The following is a 20,926-nucleotide window of genomic DNA, read 5'->3' on the forward strand; positions in this document are numbered from 1 at the left end:
TCCCGGGCTAGCGGATTCCGGCCACGCGGTGTTTGGCCTTCATGAACTCGCGATGGGGGACGTGAATGAGTTCCGCCACGTTGCGCACAAGATGTTCCTCGTACTTGTCGAGACGGCCGTCGGCATAGGCGACGCGCCACAGCAGCTCCACCACCTCCACCTTCTCGTGGGGCTCGAAATGCTCGTTGATGAGGGATGTGAACTGAAACAGGGACGTGGCCTCTTCGGCTTCCGCCTCGGCCAGGGCCAGCAGCTCCGCCGTCTCCCCGGCGCCGAGGTCGAAGGTATCCCGCACCAGCATCTCCACGTGTTGCCGTTCCTCCTCGCTGACCTTGAAATCCGCCCGGCTCATCTCGAACAGCAGCGCAGCGGTGGCCAGCCGGCGGCCGTGGCGGGCTCGGTCCTCGTTCTTGTCGTGGCTCTCGGGGAGGATGCGCGATTCGAAGAGTTCTCTGATGGCGGACAGCATGGGCGGTACGGGTGAGTAATCAGTTGAGGGCGTGGCGTGGCACGTAGACGCCGTCGCTGATGCCCTGGAAATAACGGTCGATCTCCGGATGAACCACCGGTTCACCGGCCTCGTCGAGCTCCAGGTTACGCTCGGCCACATAGGTCTGGTGTTCGCCGCCGTGGACCAGCACGTGGTACCACGGGGCCTCCTTGGGGGGGCGGGAGCGAGCCACCTGTTCGTACCAGTCGTCGCTGCCGTTGAAGGTGGGGTCCACGTCGATGATGACGCCGCGGTACTCGAACAGGCGATGCTGAACCACCTGGCCGACGCTGAATTGTGCCTTGGTCTGCATCATGAAGCGTACTCTAAGGGATGATGGACATCATTTGTCCCCGAAGACGCCATGGTATCCATTTCCGGTGCCCATGCAATCATAGGTGAAACCATCCATCCCGGGCCCCGGGCGAGTTATCATCCGTTCCGCGGCCCCGCATCCAACGATTTTCCCATGATCCTCCGGCAGTGAAGTTCTACATCCGCACCATCGGCTGCAAGCTCAACCAGTTGGACTCCGCGCGGGTCACCGCGGCCCTGTGCGCGGCCGGTCACGAGCTGGCGGCGCGGGAGGAGGAGGCCGAGATGGTGGTGGTGAACTCCTGTACCGTCACCGCCAACTCCGACCGCAAGTCCCGCCAGGCCGCCAACGGCGCGGTACGGCGAGGCGTGGAGACGGTGGTGATGGGCTGCGGGCCGCGCGCGCGTCCCGGGCCTTGGGCCGCGGCCCTGCCCCACAGCCGGGTGTTCGAGGAAGAGGAGGACCTGCTGGCCCACTTCGGCGCCGACCCGGAGTCCGCCCCCTTTCCCGTGACCTCCCGCACACGCCTGCCGGTGGCCATCCAGAACGGCTGCGATGATCTGTGCAGCTTCTGCATCACCCGCATCGCCCGCCGGGCCCATCGCAGTGTGCCTGCCGCCACCGTGGTGGCCCATGTCCGCAGCGCCGTGGCGGCGGGGGTGGGCGAGGTGGTGCTCACGGGGGTCAATCTGGCCGCCTGGGGCGCCGGCCACACCCGCCGCCCCCGCGAGGCCCGGCTCCACGAACTGCTGGCCGCGATCCTCGAGGATACGGAGGTGCCACGGGTGCGGGTGTCCTCCTGCGGCCCCCAGTACCTGCACGACGAATTCTTTGACGTCCTGGCCGACCCGCGCATCTGCGACCATCTGCATCTGTCGGTGCAGAGCGGTTCCCCCGCTGTGCTGGCCCGCATGGAGCGGGGCCACGATGCGGCGACCGTCCACCGGGTGGCCGCGGCGGCGCGCCGGGTGCGTCCCGATGTCGCCCTCACGGCGGATTTCATCGTCGGCTTCCCCGGCGAGACCCAGGCGGAGTTCGAAGAGACCCTGGCCATGGTGCGGGACATCGGTTTCGCCAAGCTACACGTGTTCCCCTTCTCCCCCCGCGAGGGCACCACGGCGGCGTCCCTGGCCGATGACGTGCCACCCGCGGAGAAAAAGCGCCGCAGCGCCGCCCTGCGCGCCGCCGGCCAGGCCCTGCGCCGGGACTTCATCGCCGCGCAGCTGGGCAGGACCCGCCAGGTGCTGGTGGAGGAGGACGGCACGGGGTTCACCGGTAACTACGTGCGCCTGCGGGCACCCGGCGCTGCGGAGGGTGCCCTGCGGGACGTCCGGCTGACCGAGGACACCCTGGCGGACCGTTGGTGAATCCGGTGAGGCACGCCGGGACCTTGACTTGACGGCCCTGGTAAAATAGTTGGTTTTTCTTTTCGACGAGCCGCCAAAGGCGTCTCGCGAAGGCCCGGGTGGGGCCCATCCACCCTCGATCACCGCCTCCCCGGAGGCCCAGGTAACAGCCATGACCCATGCCACCCAGCCGCGGATCCGCGAGATCCCGTACAACTACACGTCGTTCACGGACCGTGAGATCGTCATGCGTCTGCTGGGCGCGGACATGTGGGACGCCCTCAACACCCTGCGCGGCCAGCGCCGCACCGGGCGCTCCGCCCGCATGCTGTTTGAGGTGCTGGGGGACATCTGGGTGGTGCAGCGCAACCCTTACCTGCAGGACGACCTGGTGGCCATGGCCAAGCGCCGGGCCTCGCTGATCCACGCCCTGCGCCACCGCCTCGACCAAGTGGAGGCGCGGGCCGACGGCAATACCCTGGCCCTCGATCTGGTGCGCCGGGCCCGCCACGCCGTGACCCGGTTCGAGGCCTGGCTGAAGGAGCAGAAGGAGCAGCGCCGGCGGCTCGTCAAGCGCCTGGGCCGGGTGACCCGCCGTGACAACATCCAGTTCGATGGCTTCGCCCGGGTGTCCCACGTCACCGACGCCACCGACTGGCGCGTCGAGTTCCCCCTGGTGGTGTTGACCCCGGATACCGAGGACGAAGTCGCCCCGATGGTGCGGGAGTGCATCGCGCTGGGCCTCACCATCATCCCCCGCGGCGGCGGCACGGGTTATACCGGTAGCGCCGTGCCTCTGTACGCCGACTCGGCGGTCATCAATACCGAGCGCCTGGAAGGCCTGGGTGAAGTGGAGATGCGGGAACTGCCGGGGGTGGAGGGCGCGGTGCCCACGGTACGGGCCGAGGCCGGGGTGGTGACCCGCCGGGTGACGGAGCGGGCCGGTGCCGCGGAGCTGGTGTTCGCCGTGGATCCCACTTCCCAGGACGCCTCCACCATCGGCGGCAACGTCTCCATGAACGCCGGCGGCAAGAAGGCCGTGATGTGGGGCACCGCCCTGGACAACCTGGCGAGCTGGCGCATGGTGAGCCCCGATGGCGACTGGCTGGAGGTGGAGCGCCTCGAGCATAACCTGGGACGTATCCACGACGTGGCGGAGGCCCGCTTCCGGGTGAGCCGCTTTCAGGCCGACGGCCGTACCCCCAAGGGGGAGCCCGAGACTTTGGTGATCCCCGGTCCCGAGCTGCGCAAGGTGGGCCTCGGCAAGGACGTCACCAACAAGTTCCTGGGGGGGCTGCCGGGCATCCAGAAGGAGGGTTGCGACGGTCTCATCACCTCGGCCGTGTTCGTGCTCCACCAGGCGCCGCGCTTCATCCGCACGGTGTGTCTCGAGTTCTTCGGCAACGTGCGCGATGCGGTGCCCGCCATCCTCGAGACCAAGCGCTACATCGACGGCCTGAAGCGGGTGGATCTCACGGGCATGGAGCACCTGGACGAGCGCTATGTGAAGGCGGTGGGCTACAGCACCAAGTCGCCCCGCCACGAACGGCCCAAGATGGTGCTGGTGCTGGACATCGGCGGCGACGAGGAGGACGCGGTGGCGCGCGCCGCCTCGGAGGTGGTGAAGCGCACCGCCGGGCGGGGCGCCGAGGGCTTCGTGGCCGTGAGCCCGGAGGCCCGCCACCGCTTCTGGGCCGACCGCGCCCGCACCGCGGCCATCGCCTCCCACACCAATGCCTTCAAGATCAACGAGGACGTGGTGATCCCCCTGGAGCGCCTCGGTGACTACAGCGACGGCATCGAGCGCATCAACATCGAGCACTCCACCCGCAACAAGCTGCGCATCATCGAGGCGGTGCAGGGGTACCTCGCGGGTGACCTGCCCGAGCTGCGGGAGGCCCCGGGCTTCGAGGCCAGCGACGAGGCGGCGGCCATCCTCGAGGGCAAGCGCGCCGCCGCCGAGAGGATCCTGGCGGATGTCCATGCCCTGTGGACGCGCTGGCTCGAGCACATGGATGACCCCGCCGCGGAGCACCACGAGAGCCTGCCGGAGAAGGTGCGGCCCCAGGCGGGCCGCGGCGACACCCTGTTCGACCTGTTGCAGCGCCGGGATCTGCGTATCTCCTACCGCAAGGCGGTGGAGAAGCCCCTCAAGGACATCTTCGGCGGCCAGGAATTCGCCGGCGTGTGCCGTCGCCTGGATGCCATCCACGGCGAGCTGCGCCAGAGTCGCCTGTTCGTGGCCACCCACATGCATGCCGGCGACGGCAACGTGCACACCAACATCCCCGTGTTCTCCAACGACCAGGACATGATGCGGGAGGCCGAGGCGGTGGTGTCGCGGGTCATGGGCCTGGCCACCGAACTCGGTGGCGTCATCTCCGGCGAGCACGGCATCGGCATCACCAAGTTCCAGTACCTCGAGCCCGCCGCGGTGGAGGCCTTCGTGCGCTACAAGAAGCAGGTGGACCCCCACGACCACTTCAACCGCGGCAAGCTGATGCCGGGCTCCGGCCTGGCGGGGGCCTATACCCCGTCCCTGCGCCTGCTGCAGCAGGAGGCCCTGTTGCTGGAGGCCAGCGAACTGGGGGAGCTGAACGACATGATTCGCCACTGCCTGCGCTGCGGCAAGTGTAAGCCCGACTGCACCACCCACGTGCCGGGCGCCAACCTGCTCTATTCGCCGCGCAACAAGATCCTCGCCACCGGCCTCATCATCGAGGCCTTCCTCTACGAGGAGCAGACCCGCCGCGGCGTCTCCCTGCGCCACTTCGAGGAGATGAACGACGTGGCGGATCACTGCACGGTGTGTCACCGCTGCCTCAACCCCTGCCCCGTCGACATCGACTTCGGTGATGTCACCGCGCGCATGCGCCAGATCCTGCGGGCCCAGGGCAAGAAACACTTCAGGCCCGGCACGTGGCTGTCCATGCAGTTCCTCAACGTCACCGATCCCACCACCATCAAGGTGATGCGCAAAGGCCTCATCCAGTGGGGCTACGGCTCCCAGCGCCTGGCCTACAAGGTGGCGGCGAGGCTCGGTCTGCTGGGGCGCAAGGAGCGTCCCAAGTCCACCACCGGCGCCACCCCGGTGCGGGAGCAGGTGGTGCATTTCCTCAAGAAGCCCATGCCCGGCGACCTGCCTGCCCGGCCCATGCGCGCCCTCCTGGGGGCCGAGGACGACCGCTACGTGGCCATCATTCGCGACCCGGACAAGGTGAACGACGAATCCGATGCCGTGTTCTACTTCCCCGGCTGCGGATCCGAGCGCCTGTTCAGCCAGGTGGGCCTGGCCACCCTGGCCATGCTCTATCACGTCGGGGCCGAGACGGTGCTGCCCCCCGGCTACCTGTGCTGCGGCTATCCCCAGACCAGCGGCGGCGACGATGCCAAGGGCCACGCCATCTCGGTCAACAACCAGGTGCTGTTCCACCGCCTGGCCAACACCCTCAACTACCTGGATATCAAGACCGTGCTGGTGTCCTGCGGCACCTGCATGGATCAGCTGCTGACCTACCAGTTCCAGCAGATCTTCCCCGGCTGTCGCCTCATGGACATCCACGAGTACCTGCTGGAGAAAGGGGTGGCCCTGGAGCAGACGGACGAGAGGGTGCTCTACCACGACCCCTGTCACACCCCCATCAAGCACCACAATCCCCTCGCCGTGGTGTCGGGCCTCATGGGGGCCGAGGCGAAGCTGGCGGACCGCTGCTGCGGCGAGGCCGGCACCTTCGCGGTGGCCCGCCCGGACATCGCCACCCAGGTGCGCTACCGTAAGCAGCAGGAGCTCGAGGCCGACGTGGCCGCCGTCGGCGGCGGCGCCGGCCGCCCCGTGAAGCTCCTCACCACCTGCCCCGCCTGTCTCCAGGGCCTGTCCCGCTACGAGGACGAGGTGCCGGTGGAGGCCGACTACCCCGTCACCCACCTGGCAGGGGAGATCCTGGGGGCAGACTGGCAGCAGCGCTTCATCGACACCACTCGCCAGGGCGGCATCGAGCGGGTACTGCTTTAAAAACGGGAACCACGAAAGACGCGAAATACGCGAAAGGAGAACGGAATCATCTTCGTTCTTCCTGCCGTAGTCGCGACCCGGCACGCCTTCCCGGCCTCCCTCCCTGCTGGACGATTTTGCGTCTTTCTGTCCAAAACAGGTTTCCGATGTCACGAGGACCGGCCACCGGGGGCGGGGTGGGCAGGTTTGGCTGGGCAGCGGAATGATGGGAGGGCGCGTGGTTCCTCGTTGGGCGCCCGGGCCGATCTGTACTATGGTTATACGGAGTCTTTATTTTTTTTCCGTATAACGCTCATGGATCTCCTCCCGCAAACGACCGCCCTCCTCTACAGCGAACTGCTCCAGCAGTCCCTCTCGGGACTGCCTGCCGAGCGGGGCGTGACCTATTACCAGAAACAGATCCGGGGGCGGGGCTATTGGTACGCGGAACTGCTGGTGGGATCGACGAAGCGCCAGGTGGCCCTGGGTCCCGATGCGGAGCGGCTGCGCGCGCGCATAGCGGCTCACCGTGACCGTGTGGCGGCCGACGAGCAGGATGCCCACGAGCGCGAGCGACTGGTGACCATGCTGCGCCACGGTGGTGCAGTGACGCCGGACGGAGCGAGCGGACGGGTCCTCGAGGCCCTCGAACGGGCGGGCGTTTTCCGTGCAGGTGGTGTGCTCGTCGGATCCCATGCCTTCGGCGTCATTGGAAACATGCTGGGGATCCGCTGGCCACAAGCCACCCTGCGGACCCAGGATATGGACATCGCATCCGATCATATCGCGGTGGGCGTGGCCCCCCTGGCCCGCTCCGTAGGCGATCTCCTCGAAGACACAGGGCTCGGTTTCATCCCGGTTCCCGCTCTCGATCGCAAGTCGCCGTCAACCACGTTCAAGATCCGCGGGCGGCAGATCCACGTGGACCTCCTGACGCCCATGATGGGGCGGGAGGACCACGCACCCGTGTTCGTCCCGGTCCTGAAATCCTATGCCACTCCACTGCGGTTTCTCGACTATCTAATCGAGGCTCCCACGCCCGCAGTGGTCATAGCCGGCCGCGGAATATTGGTGAATGTTCCCGATCCGGCCCGCTTCGCCCTCCACAAGATCGTGACCGCCCAACGGCGCGCAGTCCACGAGCATGCCAAGACGCACAAGGATCGGGCACAGGCAAGCCAGATGCTCGAGTTCCTGCTGCAGGAGCGCCCGGGCGATCTGTCGATGGCGATCAAGGCCACAATGGAACGCCCCAGGTCCTTCCAGGTCCAGTTATCGAAAGGCATCGGGCGTCTGGAGGTCGAGACAAGGGAAGCATTGCTCGCATTGGGCGCCCATGGTCTTGGAGGCACCACGCCGCGGGCGCCAGGATCTTGACAAAAAAACGGGAACCACGAAAGACGCGAAATACGCGAAGGGACATCGGTCCGGGGCGGCAATGAGCCACCCAACTGCTCGGGTGCATCCAGTTCCCTTCCCCCGCTCGCGAGGGGGGGGGAAGACGGAGGGCGGTACCTGGCGGAAAAGCCTAGGAGCCATGCTTGCGGGCGAACATCCGACCTACATCCGTGCCAAAGGAATGGGCGGTGGGGGTGTCGTGTAGGTCGGGCTGTTGGGCTGTAGGTCGGGCTTCAGCCCGACAGCCAACGCTGGCGGGTGGTACCGACCCGGCGCGAGGTATGCGCGGCGGGTTTAATCTGAAGTTCCTACGCCAAAAAGGCGAGTTTTCCCGTTAATTCAATGAGATAGCATGGAATGGGAGTGCAGCGTTCTGTCTACACGGTGATTTGTCGGGCGAGGTCCAGTGCGTGCTGTTGTTGGGCGGTGACCACGGTGGTCAGATCGAAAGTCGGCGCATCGGCGCCGGCATCGGGGGTACGCAAGGTGTTGCGCACGATGGTCGACAGTTCGGTGAGCAGCGTGTGGAAGCTGTGCACCGGCGTACCGTCGTCGAGCGTACGTCGGCTTACTTTGGTTTCGGCTGCTTGGGTGCGCTTCGCCGGCGCCACCGGATCGCGGGTCGCCTTCGCAGCCTGGTCTTCATCGGCGAACATCAGTTCACGCCAGGCCTCTCGCAGATGCCACTCGACGTAGTACGCGAGCATGCACAGGAAGATGTGCGCGCGTACGCGATCAGACAAGCGGTGATGGATGGGACGCACGTGTAGGTCGATGCTCTTCATCGAGCGAAAGGCGCGTTCGACCTGCGCCAGCAGCTTGTAGTAGCGCACGCACTGCGCATCATCGGCCTGGGCCGTGGTGAGGGAGGTGCGGATGATGTACAGCCCATCGAGGGCTGCCTCGGTAGCGATGCTCTGGGCGTTGCGTGAGAAGTAAAACCCATCGTCCGTGATGTCGAGTTCGAAGTGCTTGGCGACCTTGTATTGGTTGAGCACCTTGCCTACGCGCACGCCAATCTTGTCCTGACCGCGCAGCCGTCCTGCGGCGACGCTGGCGCGCGCCTTATCGAGGTTGCGCTCGGTGGCCTGCAGCAGGGACTCGCGTTTGTGCGCGCGCAGCTTGGCCAGCTCTGGATTGCGGCACGCCACCAGGCGCTCGTCCGGGTAGTCGGGGTGCGTGAACTCGAACAGGTTGCGCTCATCGAACAGGTCCAGCTGCATCGCACCCTGCTCGATGAGCGCGCGGATGGACACGCTTTTGAGCGCAGTGACCCAACCTATGCCATCGTGCTCACGCAACTCATCGATGGCCTTGTGCGAGAGCATGCCGCGGTCGCCAACGATAACAAACTCCGCGATGCCGAATTGTTCGCGCACGTGTTGTACCTGCGGCAGTATGGTCTTGGGATCGGCGGTGTTGCCCTCGTGCACCGAGACGGCAACCGGGCAGCCCCGCGGATCGGTGAGGAGACCATAGTTGACCTGCAGCTTGCCCTTCTTGCCATCGCGGTTGTAACCCATCTTGGCGAGGGGGCAGGTGCTGCCCTCGAAGTAACTCGAGGACAGGTCATAGAGCACCAGGCCGCCGCTTTGAAGATGACGCGCGGCGAGTTTTTTCTCGATGGCGCCCTGGCGTTCGAGCAGCCAGTCCATCGCCGCGTAGAGATCGTCTTCAGTCGCGTCGGCGACACCGAAGTCCTCGGCCAAGGTGGTGCTGTGCCACCAGCGTGTGGTCGCAAGCTTGGTGTGCGGGGCCAGAATACGCGCTGCCACCATCGCCAGCACCAGGTCGCGCTCGCGGCAAGGCCGGGCGACCAGCAGACGCGATAAGCCAAGTTTTGACAGGGCTATATCAACAGCCTCGACGTGGCCGTGGGCGCGTGATCGCATGATCTCAAAGCGCTGCGCGAGAGGGACGAAGGATTCTCCCTTGAGGGTGCGGCGGATGATGTCAATCAGCGTATCGGGCAGGTGGGACAGGTTGCCCAAGGTCTCGTTCTTGACCGTTTTGCCTTCGCGGTAGCTGCGCCGCAATAGATGGGTACGGTAGACCTTGCCCTTGTACTTGCGGGTAGTAGTAACGACATGCGCGGTGCCAGAACGCTTCGCCATGTCTTGAAATATAGGCCAACGCCGACATATACGCAAGTGTTTTAGTGACTACATATTGACAGTAAAAAACGCCCTTATCTCTGAATAATCCTTAGGAAATACAGAGACCTGCGCTATGTTTGGTTACTACGGCGGCGGGGAACTTCAGTTTAATGTCGGGATGAATCCCGACCTACATCCATGCCCCGGGAACGTGCGGTGGCGGTCTTTTCGGCCGGAATGTCGGGATGAATCCCGACCTACATTCGTGCCAAAGGAGCCGGAATTTTCCGCTCCAAGCTCATCCCGCAGCTACCCGGGGGATGTCATTGACTGCATCGCCGAGTCTGCGCTCGGCGTTTTCCAGGTCGTGGTCCGCCTGCAACCCCATCCAGAACTGCTCCGAGGTGCCGAAGGCGCGGGCCAGGCGGATGGCGGTATCGGCAGTGATGGCGCGTTTGTGGAGGACGATCTCGTTGATGCGCCGGGGCGGGACGCCGATGGCACGGGCCAGTCGATTCTGACTGATCCCCATCGGCTTGAGAAATTCCTCGAGCAGAACTTCTCCTGGATGGATGTTGGGAAGTGTCTTCGTCATGGTCTCAGTGATAATCGACGATCTCGACCTCCAGGGCGTGGCTGCTCTGCCAGCGGAAGCAGATTCGCCACTGGGCGTTAATGCGGATGCTATACCGGCCTCTGCGGTTGCCGCGCAGTGCCTCCAAGCGGTTGGCCGGCGGAATGCGCAGGTCGTCGAGTGATTCGGCGTTATTCAGCATACGCAGTTTTCGCCTCGCCACGGACTGGATCTCCACAGGGAGTCTCCGGGATACGGCGCCTTGCCAGACTTTCCGTGTCTCCTTGTCCCTGAAGTCCTTGATCACGGCCCAACTATAATGCGGTGCGTTATGTGCTGCAATGTGCCATGGGGCGCAGAGCAAGGTTACTGCCGGTGGTTTGGAGTGGCTCCATTTCCACCATCGCGAGAACCGGCCGCCGGTGAGTCGGGGCGGGGTGGCTGGGGGACCAGGCGATTGAAGTGCAGCACGCGCCTGAGCTGGGAAGGGCTCAGCCCGAGGCCGTAGTCGTCCAGCAGGCGCTGTCGTATCTCGTCCCCGCCGGTTGCCGGCGGTTCCATGTCGCGGATGAACTGGCCGACATCCTCCACCACGGCCCAGGGGTAGAGTATCCAGCGCCATTGGGTGAGTTCGGCCGCGCGGAAGTCGACCACCTCCTCAAGGCCCACCAGTTGCACCTGCATGATCGCCGGTTCAGGCATCGGCGGTCATGCGGACACCGGCGGCGGCCATGCGCCGGCGCGCGGCGTCGCCGCCGTCGGGGCTCACCGCACGGGTGGCGTCGTTGATCAGCCAAACCTCGAGGCCTTCGCGGCGGGCGTCGAGGGCCGTCGCCACCACGCACACATCCTCGGCCAGCCCGCCGATCCAGACGCGGTTGATGGCGCGCCTTCGCAGATCGTGAGCCAGGCCGGTCTGATCGAAGGCGGAGTTCTGGTCCTGATCGAAACGCACCCCCTTCGTCACCTTGATGGCGGTGTCGGGTAATGCCAGCCCGGGGTGGAAGCGGGCGCCCGGCGAGTCCTGCAGGCAGTGGGGCGGCCAGGGGCCGCCCTGGTCCTCGAAGCTCGGGTGGCCGGCCGGATGCCAGTCCCGGGAGGCGTACACGGGGATACCCGTCCTGCCCGCCGCCTCGAGCCAGCGGTTCAGCACCGGCACCACCTCGTCGCCACCGGCGATGGCCAGGGCGCCGCCGGGGCAGAAGTCGTTCTGCACGTCCACCACCAGCAACGCATCGCCCGACTGCAATCGCGTGAGATCTTCAGCCATGCTTCATCTCCGTTGTCGCCATCATGGATGATCCGCGCCGGTCATTGGCCACCCGTGCCGGCGATGGCCGCCGTGACCGCGCGCTGGTGTTCGCGCAGCGCGGCGCTGACCTCCACGGGGTAGGGGGGATCGGCCGCGTCGATGGCGCGGATGCCGTCCGGCAGCCGCTGGAGCTGCGCCCGGCCGTGGTCACGCAGGGCGTCGAGGGAGGCGGGATGCGTGGCCGTGCGCCGGCCGTTCGCCATCACCCGGGTGAGCAGCGGAGTGCCGGCGAGGTCCTCGTCCCAGCGGGCGATGACATCGCCCCTGAACAGCCCGTCTTCCTCGCGGCGGAACACCTGCTTGCGCCCGGGCAGGATGGGCTTGCCGCTGGAGAGCTTGAGCCGTCCCCGCCCGGCGTATTCCGCCAGCTTGTAGGCAATGTCGAGATCGGGGACGTCGCTGGAGACCCCCATGCTGGTACCCACGCCGAAGCCGTCGATGGGGGCGCCGGCGGCCAGCAGGCCCGCTACGGCGTCCTCGTCGAGGCCGCCGCTGGCGATGATCTCCACCCCGTTGAGGCCGGCCCCGTCGAGGCGCGCCCGCGCCTCGCGGGCCAGGGTCGCGAGGTCGCCGGAGTCCAGCCGCACCGCCCGGACCTTGAAATCGTCGCCGAGCCGCCGGGCCAGGTCGATCACCCGCTGGATGCCCGTGAGGGTGTCGTAGGTGTCCACCAGCAGCACCGTGTCGGGGTAGAGGCGGGCGAAGGCGGCGAAGGCCGCCGCTTCGTCCTCATGGGCCTGGATATAGCTGTGGGCCATGGTGCCCAGTACCGGCACGCCATAGAGCCGCCCGGCGAGGACGTTGGAGGTGCCGGCCACCCCTGCCACATGGAAGGCCCGCGCCGCCTTGAGGGCGGCATCGAGACCATGCATGCGCCGCGCGCCGAAATCGATCACCGGGCGGCCGCGGGCGGCGCCCACCAGGCGCACCGCCTTGGAGGCGAGCACCGTCTGCAGGCTCATCTGGTTCATGACCAGGGTCTCGATCAGTTGGGCCTGGGGCAGGGGGGCCACTATCTCCAGCAGGGGTTCATTGGCGAATATCGGCGTGCCCTCCGCCACCGCGTAGACGTCTCCGGTGAAGCGAAAATCCGCCAGCCAGTCCAGAAAACGGGTGCTGAATTGGTCCAGGGAGGCCAGGTATTCCAGGTCCGCCTGCTCGAAGCGCAGTGTCTCCAGTTGCGCCAGCACGGTGTCCAGGCCGCAGGCCAGCAGGAAGTTGCGCCGTTGCGGCAAGCGGCGCACGAACAGGGAGAACACCGCCGGGGCGTCCAGACCCTCCTCGAAATAGGCCTGCAGCATGGTGAGTTCGTAGAGATCGGTGAACAGCGCCAGCTCGCCACCGTAGGCGAGATCGGGACGGGACTGATGGGGGTCGGGAATGGTCATGGGGCCTCTCGCGGGGTTCGGCGCGTCGGTCGCGAATCGAGTGTGGACATCAGTCGCCGGTCAGTTCCCCGAGGAGCCGTGTATAGGTATCCAGTGCCGCCCCGTCGTGGAGGATGCAGCGTACATGCGCCACCGAGCGCAGGCGCGGGGCGGCCTCGACGAGGGTCTGGAGCGCGACCCGGGCCGCCTCCGTCAGGGGATAGCCGAAGGCGCCGGTGGAGATGGCGGGGAAGGCGATGCTGCGAAGCCCGGCCTCTTCGCCGCGCCGCAGGGCATTGCGGTAACAGGCGGCGAGCAACTCGGCGGCGGGCTCGTCGAGCCCGTAGACCGGGCCCAGACAATGGATCACATGGCGATTGGGCAGGGCATGGGCGCCGGTGATGACGGCCTCACCGGGGGCGATGGGGGCCAGCGGCGCGCATTCCTCCTCCAGTCCCGGGCCCGCGGCCCGATGGATGGCCCCGGCGACGCCGCCGCCGATGCGCAATTCGGCATTGGCGGCGTTGACGATGGCATCCATGTCGGCCTGGGCGGTGATATCACCCTTGACGCACTCGATGGTGAGGCCGGCGACGGTTGCGGCTGTCATGTCGGTGTACTCCTTTTCCATGCCTGTTAATGAAAGGGTAGATCCTTCGCCGCATATGCAACAAGTTGAAGCCGCGCCCATCCGGTGAGGCCCTCGAGGGCGTCACCCCGTTCAAGGCACTAGTCCATGCTCCCGCGCCAAGGCCGTCACCCGGGCGACGTGGGCCGACGCCTCCCCGTGTTTCGCCCGGGCGTGTTGCCGCATTAGAGTGATTGCTGACCCGGGCTGACTTGGCGTTCTTGGTGGCTTAGCGAGAGGAAATTCGCCTCTTTCTGCACCCACGGATTGTGCTGGCGCGCCAATAAAACTATATGGGTGGACTCGTGTCAGAAGGATTTACGGGCCTTCGTTGTGCCAGAAGGGGGGGTTGTGCCGTTACAGCTTTCGCGTATCCATAAATGGCCGCGGGCCGCGCTGGACTGGTTGTGTGCCGGGCATGGGGCCTATTGGGAACACCGCGCGCGCCAGCGCGGGCGCCGTTACCAGGCCATGCGCCGGGTGTGTAAATCGGTGTGGCTCGGCGGCGGCATGCTGGTGCTCGTCAACCCCGTAGTGGAGTTCCTGCTCTTGATCGCCCTGGTGGCCACCTTCCTCTGTCTCGCCCTCATGGACGAGAGTGATTTCATGCGGGACGGCAATCGTACCTGAATCGCTGCTCCCGAATCCGCAGCATGCGCCATCGCCCCGCTCACACCGCGGGTGCGGGCAGGTGGCCGGCCACTAGGAAGCGTTCGAGGGGGAAGGTGATGACGCCGGTGCCGGTGCGCCCGGAGAACGCGGTGGCCTCGGCCGTGGTATGACCGAGCCACGGCTCCTGGAAGGTGGGGGCGGCTGCGGCGACGGCCGCGGGGGTGAAGAGGGCCACGTTGATGCCGGGGACCGGCGCGCGGGCGGAGGGATACTCCACGGCCTCGATACTGGCCTCCCGCAGGGCGGAGCCGAGGGCCTGGGGCGCGCGGTAGTCGCCGGGGTCGCTGATTTCCGCACGGAAGGTGTCGAAGGGGGGCGCCTGGAGTCGTAAGCCATGGGCGGCGGCGTAGGCGGCCCCGAAGAGGGTGTGCTGGGTGACCAGGGGACGGGGTGGCGGGTGACCCATGCCGTGCCAGAACACCTGGCGGAAGTACGCCGCCTCGGCGAGGGCGGTGTCCCGCTCCAGGGCGCCGTAGAGCAGGCTCGGCTCCGTAACCCGGCCGAAGCGGGAGCCGTGGCGCAGGGGCGGGTAGCGAAAGGGCGTGGCGAGGAGGTAGTGCAGGTGTGCGGTGCCGGTCCGCAGGGGCGGCTTGGTCCCCTCCAGCATGCGCTCCAGCAGCTCCTGTTCCGCCAGGTCGTCCACCAGGGCGTTGGTGGCCACCTGCTCCTGGCTCTCCACCAGCCGCAGCAACTGGCCGCTCATGGGGCTCGGGCGGGCGGCCTCTCGGCACGCCTCCCAGATGAGGGACATCAGAGCTTGCCGCGTATGGCGTCCAGGTACTCCAGGACGCGGGTGAGGCCCTGGACGGTCCTGATCTGCTCGGCGGGGATGCCGCCGGTGTGGTGGTTCACGGTGTGCATCCAGTGACGCATCTGCTCCGGCTCCCCACCCACCAGGACATGGAGGGCGCGGTAGCAGCGCACCAGCAGCAGGGCCAGCTCGCCGGCCTTGCCGGCGGGGTCGATGCGGCCGCGGCTGATGGCGCTGCGATCCTTGCCGATGGCCGCTCCCAGATCGTTCTGGGTCAGCCCCAGATCCGCCCCGGCGGTCCGCAGGGCCTTGGCCAGTACCTCGGCCGCTGCGGGTGCGGGGGCGTGGGCGAGATTAGCGTTTGAATTGTGCATAATGCACAGTATAGCGGAAAAAAGTTAAATATGCATGACCGCGTGGTGCGTAGCGGCGGGCCCGGCCTTGGCCTCGCCGCCGGGCCGTCTGCTGGCCGCCCGACGATCCTCTATAATCCTCGTCCGAGGCAATGGTGTCGCGAGGGGCCCGTACTGGCCCATGCGTTTAAATTTCAGGAGCAATCCATGACTCAGAAGCCCGTGGTCAGCGACGATCCCATGTATCTCCTGTTGAGGGACGGCAAAGTCGAAGAGTTCAATCGCCGGCGCGCCGAAGGCGAGGAGCCCCACCTGGTGAGCTGCGATTTCAGCGCCATGGACCTGCGGGACCTGGTGGCGGACGGACTGGATATGCGGGACAGCGCCTTCCATGAGACGGATCTGCGCGGGGTGGACCTGCGTAATACCCACCTGGAGGGCGCCAGCCTCCACGGTGCCCGCCTCGCGGGGGTCTATTTCCCCGTGGCCCTGGAGGCCGCGGAGATCGAACTGTCCCTGGAGCACGGCACCCGCCTGCGCTACCGCGCCGGGGGATAAACTCCAGGGTGGGTTTCCATAACTCTCGCCACGACGCCAGGCGCGCCAAGACAAGGGCGTTTCTATCAGGTTTAACTACGAAAGACGCGAAATACGCGAAAGAAGAAACAGATGACGGCGGAAGTGCCCCGGGCAGCCTCCAACGGTCTGGGGTTTCTTCGGGCGTGTCCCTTATCCACCCGGCCAGGATCTTTTCGCGCCTTTCGCGCCTTTCGTAGTTACCGCTTTTGCTTTTTCCTTTTTAAGCGCAGGTCCCTCACGCGTGCCGGCGTGCCGTGTGCGCGACCGGTTTACGGCATCACCTTGGCGGTCTTGGCGGCTTGGCGAGATCAACCTCTCACCGCCAATGGCCGCTCAGGTAAAGGCCTCCAGGCGGGCGCGGACGGCGGTGGCGAGGGCCTCCGGGGCGGGGGGGGAGGCGCCGTCGATGCCGAGGACCCGTGCGCCTTTCTCTTTTTCCAGCGGTGCGTAGTCCGCCAGCTGCCGTTCCAGCACTTCGACCCCTGCCTCCGAGGGGTCGTCGCCCCGGGCCGCGCGCTCTTCGACCCGGCGGCGCGCCGTGTCCGGGTCCAGGGTGACGTCGAGCACCAGGCACGGCACGCCCTCGGCGGCGGCCAGCTCCAGGAAGGGCCGGCGGTGCGCGGTGGCGAGGAAGGTGGCATCGACGATGGCCGTCAGACCGGCGCGCAGCACACCGCGGGCCTGCACCCTCAGCTGCTCGAAGGTGCGGCGGCCGGCCTCCGGGGTGTAGATCCCGGCCCCCGGCAGCGCGCCGGAGTCGGCATCGCGGGCCAGGCCGAACAGGCGCTTGCGCTCCACGTCGGAGCGCAGGCGCACCGCCCCCAGATGCTCCACCAGACCCTGGCTCAGCCAGGACTTGCCGCTGCCTGAGACGCCGCGGGTGAGTATCAATGTGGGCTCCGGGGCGGCGGTCACCCCCAGGGCCTGCGCCACGTAGCGCTCCACCTCCGCCTTGTCGGCCCGCCATTCCTCGCTGTCGGGAGAGAGCTGCTCCAGGCGGATGGCGGCCACCTTGGCGCGCACCATGATGCGGTAGACGCGGTAGAAGGCGAGGACCGCGAGCCCGTCGTAGTCCGCCGTTTCCTCCAGGTAACGGTTGATGAAGCGCCAGCCGAAGTCAGCCCGCCCGCGGTGGTTGAGGTCGGTCATCACGAAGGCGGCCTCGCTCATGACGTCGATCCAGCGCAGTGCCGCACTGAACTCGATGCCGTCGAAGATCCGCAGCTCCCCGTCCACCTCGGCCATGTTGCCGAGGTGCATGTCGCCATGGCATTCGCGCACGAAGCCGCCGGCGCGGCGGGCCGCGAACACGCCCGCGAGGGCCGCGAAGGTGTCCCGGGTCCAGCGTTCCAGGGTCTCGAGGGCGGGTGCCAGATCGTCGGGGGTGTGGGCCCGCAGATGGCGGAAGTTCTCCAGGGCCGGTTCCAATATCCCTCCCGGGTTCCCTTTGCCTCCATCGCCGTGCGCCGCGGGGATGTCTCGATGGAACGCCGCCACCACCGCCGCCATGTGGTCGATATCGGCGGCCCTCACCAGCCCCTGCTCAAGGCGCCGGTCCAGCAGTCCCTCCTGGGGGAACTGGCGCATCTTGACGGCATGGTCCACCACCGGCCCTTCACCCTGGATGGCGGGCGACTCGGGTGTCCCGGTAACGGGGACCACCTCCAGATAGATATCGGGCGCCAGGCGGCTGTTCAGGCGCAGCTCTTCTTCGCAGTAGAAACGGCGCTTGTCGGGGGTGCTGAAATCGAGAAAGCCGAGGTCCACCGGCTTCTTGATCTTGTAGGCGTAGTCACCGCTGAGGAGGACCCACGAGATGTGGGTCTCCACCAGCTGCGGCTCTCTCACAGGGTGAGGGTAGCGTCCCGGCTCCAGCAGGCGCTCGATGGCCAGGGCGTGTTCCCGGGAGGTGGCGATATCCCTTCCCCGCTAGCGGGTGGCCTTGTCGGTCAGGGCCTTGAGCAGGCCCCCGATCTTGCCTGCCAGCTCATCACGATCGGTGATGAAGTGGCGCCGTGCGAGATAGGCGGGGTCGTTGTAGGTCAGCCACACATTGCCTTCGGCATCCTGCCACGCCAGGGCCTTCTGGGGCAGGTCGATGCCCACGCGCTGATCGCTCTGCATCAGGGGGGTGCCGGCCTTGGGGTTGCCGAAGATCAGCAGCTCCGTGGGGCGCAGTTGCAGATCCACCTTGGCGGCCCCGGCGGTGTGGTTCACCCGCGCGAAGATGGTGAGGCCCTTCTCCTCCAGCGCCGCCTCGAGGCGATCGATGGTGGTGGCCACGTCGTGGGCGCTCTGTTTGGTGATGAGGCCGTTGCCGGCCCACGCGGGCACGCTGAAGAGCAGGCACAGGAGGGGTAGCAGGAATATGCGCATGAATGGTTCCTTACTTTTTGGTGGATTGGCCATACGATACCGCGAAACGCGGTAAGTACAGTAGACCGCCGGGGATGGACTTTTATTCCGCCCGGTGCGCGCCCGGATGGCGGCGAGGGGGCGCCGTCCCGGGCAGGGTCAGAACAGGTTCATCTGGGGTCCGCCGGGAGGAACCCACGGGGCTATTCCATGACCTTGACACCGTCGTCGGTGCCGAGGATGAGCACATCCGCCGGGCGCCGGGCGAACAGGCCGTTGGTGACCACGCCGGTGATGTTGTTCAGCCGCTCCTCCATGCCGGCGGCCTCCATGATCTCCAGGTTGTGCACGTCCAGGATGAGGTTGCCGTTGTCGGTGACGAAGCCGTCGCGCCACATGGGGTTGCCGCCCAGGCCCACGATCTGCCGGGCCACGTAGCTGCGGGCCATGGGGACCACCTCCACCGGCAGGGGAAAGGCCCCCAGGACATCCACCAGCTTGGAGCCGTCGGCGATGCACACGAACTTGTCGGCCACCGCGGCCACGATCTTCTCCCGGGTCAGGGCACCGCCGCCGCCCTTGATGAGCTGCAGGTTGTGGTTCGACTCGTCGGCACCGTCCACGTAGAGGGGCAGATCGTCGACGCTGTTGAGGTCCAGTACCTGGATGCCGTGGCCCCGCAGGCGCTCGGCCGAGGCCTCGGAGCTGGCCACCGCGCCGTCGATCTTGTGCTTGATGCCCGCCAGCAGATCGATGAAATGATTGGCGGTGCTGCCGGTGCCGATACCGACGATGGATCCCGGTATGACGTGTTGCAGGGCGGCCTGGGCTGCGGCCTTCTTGTTGTCGTCTGATGACATGGATTTGCTCCTGATGGTTGATATTTACGCCCCCGGTGGCATCCTGCGGGCGGGTGTGGGTGGGTCCCCATGGGAGCCGCCCATGGTCAACCCCGGCGCGAAGGACCAGAATGGTTCAAGCGCGGACCATGGGGGCCGCTGGTTGGGGCATCGTCGCCCTGCCGGCCCCGCCCGCCCCGCGATGAATCACCCGTTCGAGTCAGCCCCTGGTGCATAATGGAAAAACCCGATTATAGAATCAGTCCCCGTCCCGCCGACAGTGCCCGTTAATTACATCCAGAAGATCCTCAAGGCGCGGGTCTACGAAGTGGCGCGGGAGACCCCCCTGGATTTTGCGCCCCTGCTGTCCGCGCGTCACGGCAACCGCATTTACCTCAAGCGCGAGGATCTGCAGCCCGTGTTCTCGTTCAAGATCCGGGGGGCCTACAACAAGATCGTCCAGCTCAGCGAAGAGGAGCTGGCCCGCGGCGTCATCGCCGCCTCCGCCGGCAACCACGCCCAGGGGGTGGCCCTGGCCGGGGCGCGCCTCGGCATCCGGGCCGTGATCGTCATGCCCAAGACCACCCCCACCATCAAGGTGGAGGCGGTGCGCCGCCTCGGTGGCGAGATCGTGCTTGCGGGCAATGCCTACGATGAGGCCTTCGACCACGCCATGGAACTGGCGGAACGGGAGGGCCTGGTCATCATCCCGCCCTACGACGATGTGGACGTCATCGCCGGCCAGGGCACCGTGGGCATGGAGATCATGCGCCAGCACACCCGGCCCCTGCACGCCATCTTCGTGCCCGTGGGGGGGGGTGGGTTGCTGGCGGGTATCGCCGTGTATGTGAAGACCTTCTGGCCCGAGGTGAAGATCATCGGCGTGGAGCCGGATGATGCCCCTTCGATGCATCACGCCCTGGCGGCGGGGGAGCGGGTGCGCCTGGACTCCGTGGGGCTGTTCGCCGACGGCGTGGCGGTGCGCCAGGCGGGCTTCGAGCCCTTCCGGGTGTGCCGGGACACGGTGGACCAGGTAGTGCTGGTGTCCGGCGACGAGATCTGTGCCGCCATCAAGGACATCTTCGACGACACCCGCTCCATCGCCGAGCCCGCGGGGGCCATCGCCGTGGCGGGGCTCAAGAAGTACGTGGCCGAGCACCACATCGAGGGCCGGAACCTGGTGGCGGTGGACAGCGGTGCCAACATGAACTTCGATCGCCTGCGTTACGTGGCCGAACGTACCGCCACCGGCGACCAAAGCGAGGCCCTGTTGGCGGTTACCATCCCCGAGCAGCCGGGCAGCTTTCGGGCCTTCTGCCACGCCATCGGCCCCCGTGCCATCACCGAATTCAACTACCGCTACGCCACCGATAGCGACGCCACGGTGTTCGTGGGGGTGGCGCTGCGGGAAGGAGTGGCGGACAAGGGGCGCCTCGTCGGCCATCTGCAGGAGAAGGGCTACCGGGTGGATGACCTGTCGGACAACGAGCTGGCCAAGCTGCATGTGCGCTACATGGTGGGGGGGCGCTCGGAGCAGGTGACGGACGAGGTGGTGTATCGCTTCGAGTTCCCCGAACGCCCGGGGGCCCTGCTGCGTTTCCTCACCAACCTGGGCCAGCGCTGGAATATCAGCCTGTTCCACTACCGCAACCTGGGTGCCGACTACGGCCGCGTGCTGGCGGGCCTGCAGATCCCCGCCGCCGCCAAGGCAGAGTTCCAGGCCTTTCTCGACGAATTGGGCTATGCCTATGCCGAGGAGACGGACAACCCGGCCTATCTCGCCTTCCTCAAGGCCCGCGGCTGAAGGCACAAAAAAGCCCCGGATGTCGCCATCCGGGGCTCGCGCATCGGTGCCGGGC

At 66.7% G+C, this 20,926-nt stretch carries 20 protein-coding genes; 6 read left to right on the plus strand and 14 right to left on the minus strand.

Translation table 11 applies throughout. From position 1 onward, the window contains the following. Positions 1-7: 7 nt before the first annotated feature. Together U5S82_09195 and hspQ are read right to left on the minus strand one after the other, a co-directional pair. A complete protein-coding gene (locus U5S82_09195; GenBank protein ID MDZ7751823.1) occupies positions 8-469 on the minus strand; it encodes a TerB family tellurite resistance protein in 462 nt (153 codons plus the stop codon). 19 nt (positions 470-488) lie between these two features. Beyond that, on the minus strand, positions 489-803 hold the full coding sequence (gene hspQ, locus U5S82_09200) for a heat shock protein HspQ (protein ID MDZ7751824.1): 315 nt from the start codon (positions 801-803) through the stop codon (positions 489-491). Between the two features lie 170 nt (positions 804-973). Between hspQ and U5S82_09205 the strand changes: the two genes are divergently transcribed. The 3 genes from U5S82_09205 (at position 974) to U5S82_09215 (ending at position 7,520) form a co-directional block, all read left to right on the plus strand. Continuing rightward, positions 974-2,173, plus strand: coding sequence for a MiaB/RimO family radical SAM methylthiotransferase (locus U5S82_09205; GenBank protein ID MDZ7751825.1), 1,200 nt, complete (start codon positions 974-976; stop codon positions 2,171-2,173). Positions 2,174-2,324: 151 nt separating this feature from the next. Next, positions 2,325-6,164, plus strand: a complete 3,840-nt coding sequence (locus tag U5S82_09210; GenBank protein MDZ7751826.1) for a DUF3683 domain-containing protein — start codon at positions 2,325-2,327, stop codon at positions 6,162-6,164. Positions 6,165-6,458: 294 nt separating this feature from the next. Continuing rightward, the gene (locus U5S82_09215) at positions 6,459-7,520 is read left to right on the plus strand and encodes a GSU2403 family nucleotidyltransferase fold protein (GenBank protein ID MDZ7751827.1); all 1,062 of its coding nucleotides are present in this window, start codon (positions 6,459-6,461) and stop codon (positions 7,518-7,520) included. 398 nt (positions 7,521-7,918) lie between these two features. On the opposite strand, the gene U5S82_09220 is transcribed toward U5S82_09215, so the two are convergent. The 7 genes from U5S82_09220 to U5S82_09250 all read right to left on the minus strand — a co-directional run bounded on the left by U5S82_09220 (position 7,919) and on the right by U5S82_09250 (position 13,500). Beyond that, positions 7,919-9,655: an IS1634 family transposase gene (locus tag U5S82_09220; protein MDZ7751828.1), complete on the minus strand. Its 1,737-nt coding sequence runs from the start codon at positions 9,653-9,655 to the stop codon at positions 7,919-7,921. Between the two features lie 280 nt (positions 9,656-9,935). Beyond that, the gene (locus tag U5S82_09225; protein ID MDZ7751829.1) at positions 9,936-10,232 is read right to left on the minus strand and encodes a HigA family addiction module antitoxin; all 297 of its coding nucleotides are present in this window, start codon (positions 10,230-10,232) and stop codon (positions 9,936-9,938) included. A gap of 4 nt (positions 10,233-10,236) precedes the next feature. Then, entirely contained in the window at positions 10,237-10,518 is a 282-nt protein-coding gene (locus tag U5S82_09230; GenBank protein ID MDZ7751830.1) for a type II toxin-antitoxin system RelE/ParE family toxin, read from the minus strand. Positions 10,519-10,577: 59 nt separating this feature from the next. Next, positions 10,578-10,913, minus strand: coding sequence for a hypothetical protein (locus U5S82_09235; protein ID MDZ7751831.1), 336 nt, complete (start codon positions 10,911-10,913; stop codon positions 10,578-10,580). Next, a complete protein-coding gene (locus U5S82_09240) occupies positions 10,906-11,481 on the minus strand; it encodes an isochorismatase family protein (protein MDZ7751832.1) in 576 nt (191 codons plus the stop codon). The genes U5S82_09235 and U5S82_09240 overlap by 8 nt, the downstream gene beginning before the upstream one ends. A 41-nt stretch (positions 11,482-11,522) precedes the next feature. After that, positions 11,523-12,911: a nicotinate phosphoribosyltransferase gene (locus U5S82_09245; protein ID MDZ7751833.1), complete on the minus strand. Its 1,389-nt coding sequence runs from the start codon at positions 12,909-12,911 to the stop codon at positions 11,523-11,525. Between the two features lie 49 nt (positions 12,912-12,960). Continuing rightward, positions 12,961-13,500, minus strand: coding sequence for a macro domain-containing protein (locus tag U5S82_09250; protein MDZ7751834.1), 540 nt, complete (start codon positions 13,498-13,500; stop codon positions 12,961-12,963). A gap of 369 nt (positions 13,501-13,869) precedes the next feature. Here U5S82_09250 and U5S82_09255 point away from each other — a divergent pair, with 369 nt between their 5' ends. Beyond that, positions 13,870-14,148: a hypothetical protein gene (locus U5S82_09255; protein ID MDZ7751835.1), complete on the plus strand. Its 279-nt coding sequence runs from the start codon at positions 13,870-13,872 to the stop codon at positions 14,146-14,148. 40 nt (positions 14,149-14,188) lie between these two features. On the opposite strand, the gene U5S82_09260 is transcribed toward U5S82_09255, so the two are convergent. Both U5S82_09260 and U5S82_09265 read right to left on the minus strand, forming a co-directional pair. Continuing rightward, positions 14,189-14,941 carry an RES family NAD+ phosphorylase gene (locus tag U5S82_09260; protein ID MDZ7751836.1) on the minus strand — a complete coding sequence of 251 codons (753 nt, stop codon included), beginning with the start codon at positions 14,939-14,941 and terminating at the stop codon, positions 14,189-14,191. Further along, on the minus strand, positions 14,941-15,315 hold the full coding sequence (locus U5S82_09265) for an MbcA/ParS/Xre antitoxin family protein (GenBank protein ID MDZ7751837.1): 375 nt from the start codon (positions 15,313-15,315) through the stop codon (positions 14,941-14,943). The genes U5S82_09260 and U5S82_09265 overlap by 1 nt, the downstream gene beginning before the upstream one ends. Before the next feature lie 186 nt (positions 15,316-15,501). On the opposite strand from U5S82_09265, the gene U5S82_09270 reads away from it, so the two are divergent. Beyond that, on the plus strand, positions 15,502-15,852 hold the full coding sequence (locus U5S82_09270) for a pentapeptide repeat-containing protein (GenBank protein MDZ7751838.1): 351 nt from the start codon (positions 15,502-15,504) through the stop codon (positions 15,850-15,852). Positions 15,853-16,206: 354 nt separating this feature from the next. Here U5S82_09270 and U5S82_09275 read toward each other — a convergent pair whose 3' ends face one another. The 3 genes from U5S82_09275 to rpiA form a co-directional block, all read right to left on the minus strand. After that, positions 16,207-17,721: an AAA family ATPase gene (locus U5S82_09275; GenBank protein MDZ7751839.1), complete on the minus strand. Its 1,515-nt coding sequence runs from the start codon at positions 17,719-17,721 to the stop codon at positions 16,207-16,209. Between the two features lie 81 nt (positions 17,722-17,802). Beyond that, positions 17,803-18,249, minus strand: coding sequence for a DUF302 domain-containing protein (locus tag U5S82_09280; GenBank protein ID MDZ7751840.1), 447 nt, complete (start codon positions 18,247-18,249; stop codon positions 17,803-17,805). A gap of 182 nt (positions 18,250-18,431) precedes the next feature. Beyond that, entirely contained in the window at positions 18,432-19,088 is a 657-nt protein-coding gene (gene rpiA, locus U5S82_09285) for a ribose-5-phosphate isomerase RpiA (protein MDZ7751841.1), read from the minus strand. Between the two features lie 259 nt (positions 19,089-19,347). Between rpiA and ilvA the strand changes: the two genes are divergently transcribed. Continuing rightward, positions 19,348-20,871, plus strand: coding sequence for a threonine ammonia-lyase, biosynthetic (gene ilvA, locus U5S82_09290; protein ID MDZ7751842.1), 1,524 nt, complete (start codon positions 19,348-19,350; stop codon positions 20,869-20,871). Positions 20,872-20,926 lie beyond the last annotated feature (55 nt).

This window comes from Gammaproteobacteria bacterium (genome assembly GCA_034522055.1).
Taxonomy (GTDB): Bacteria; Pseudomonadota; Gammaproteobacteria; order JAABTG01; family JAABTG01; genus JAABTG01.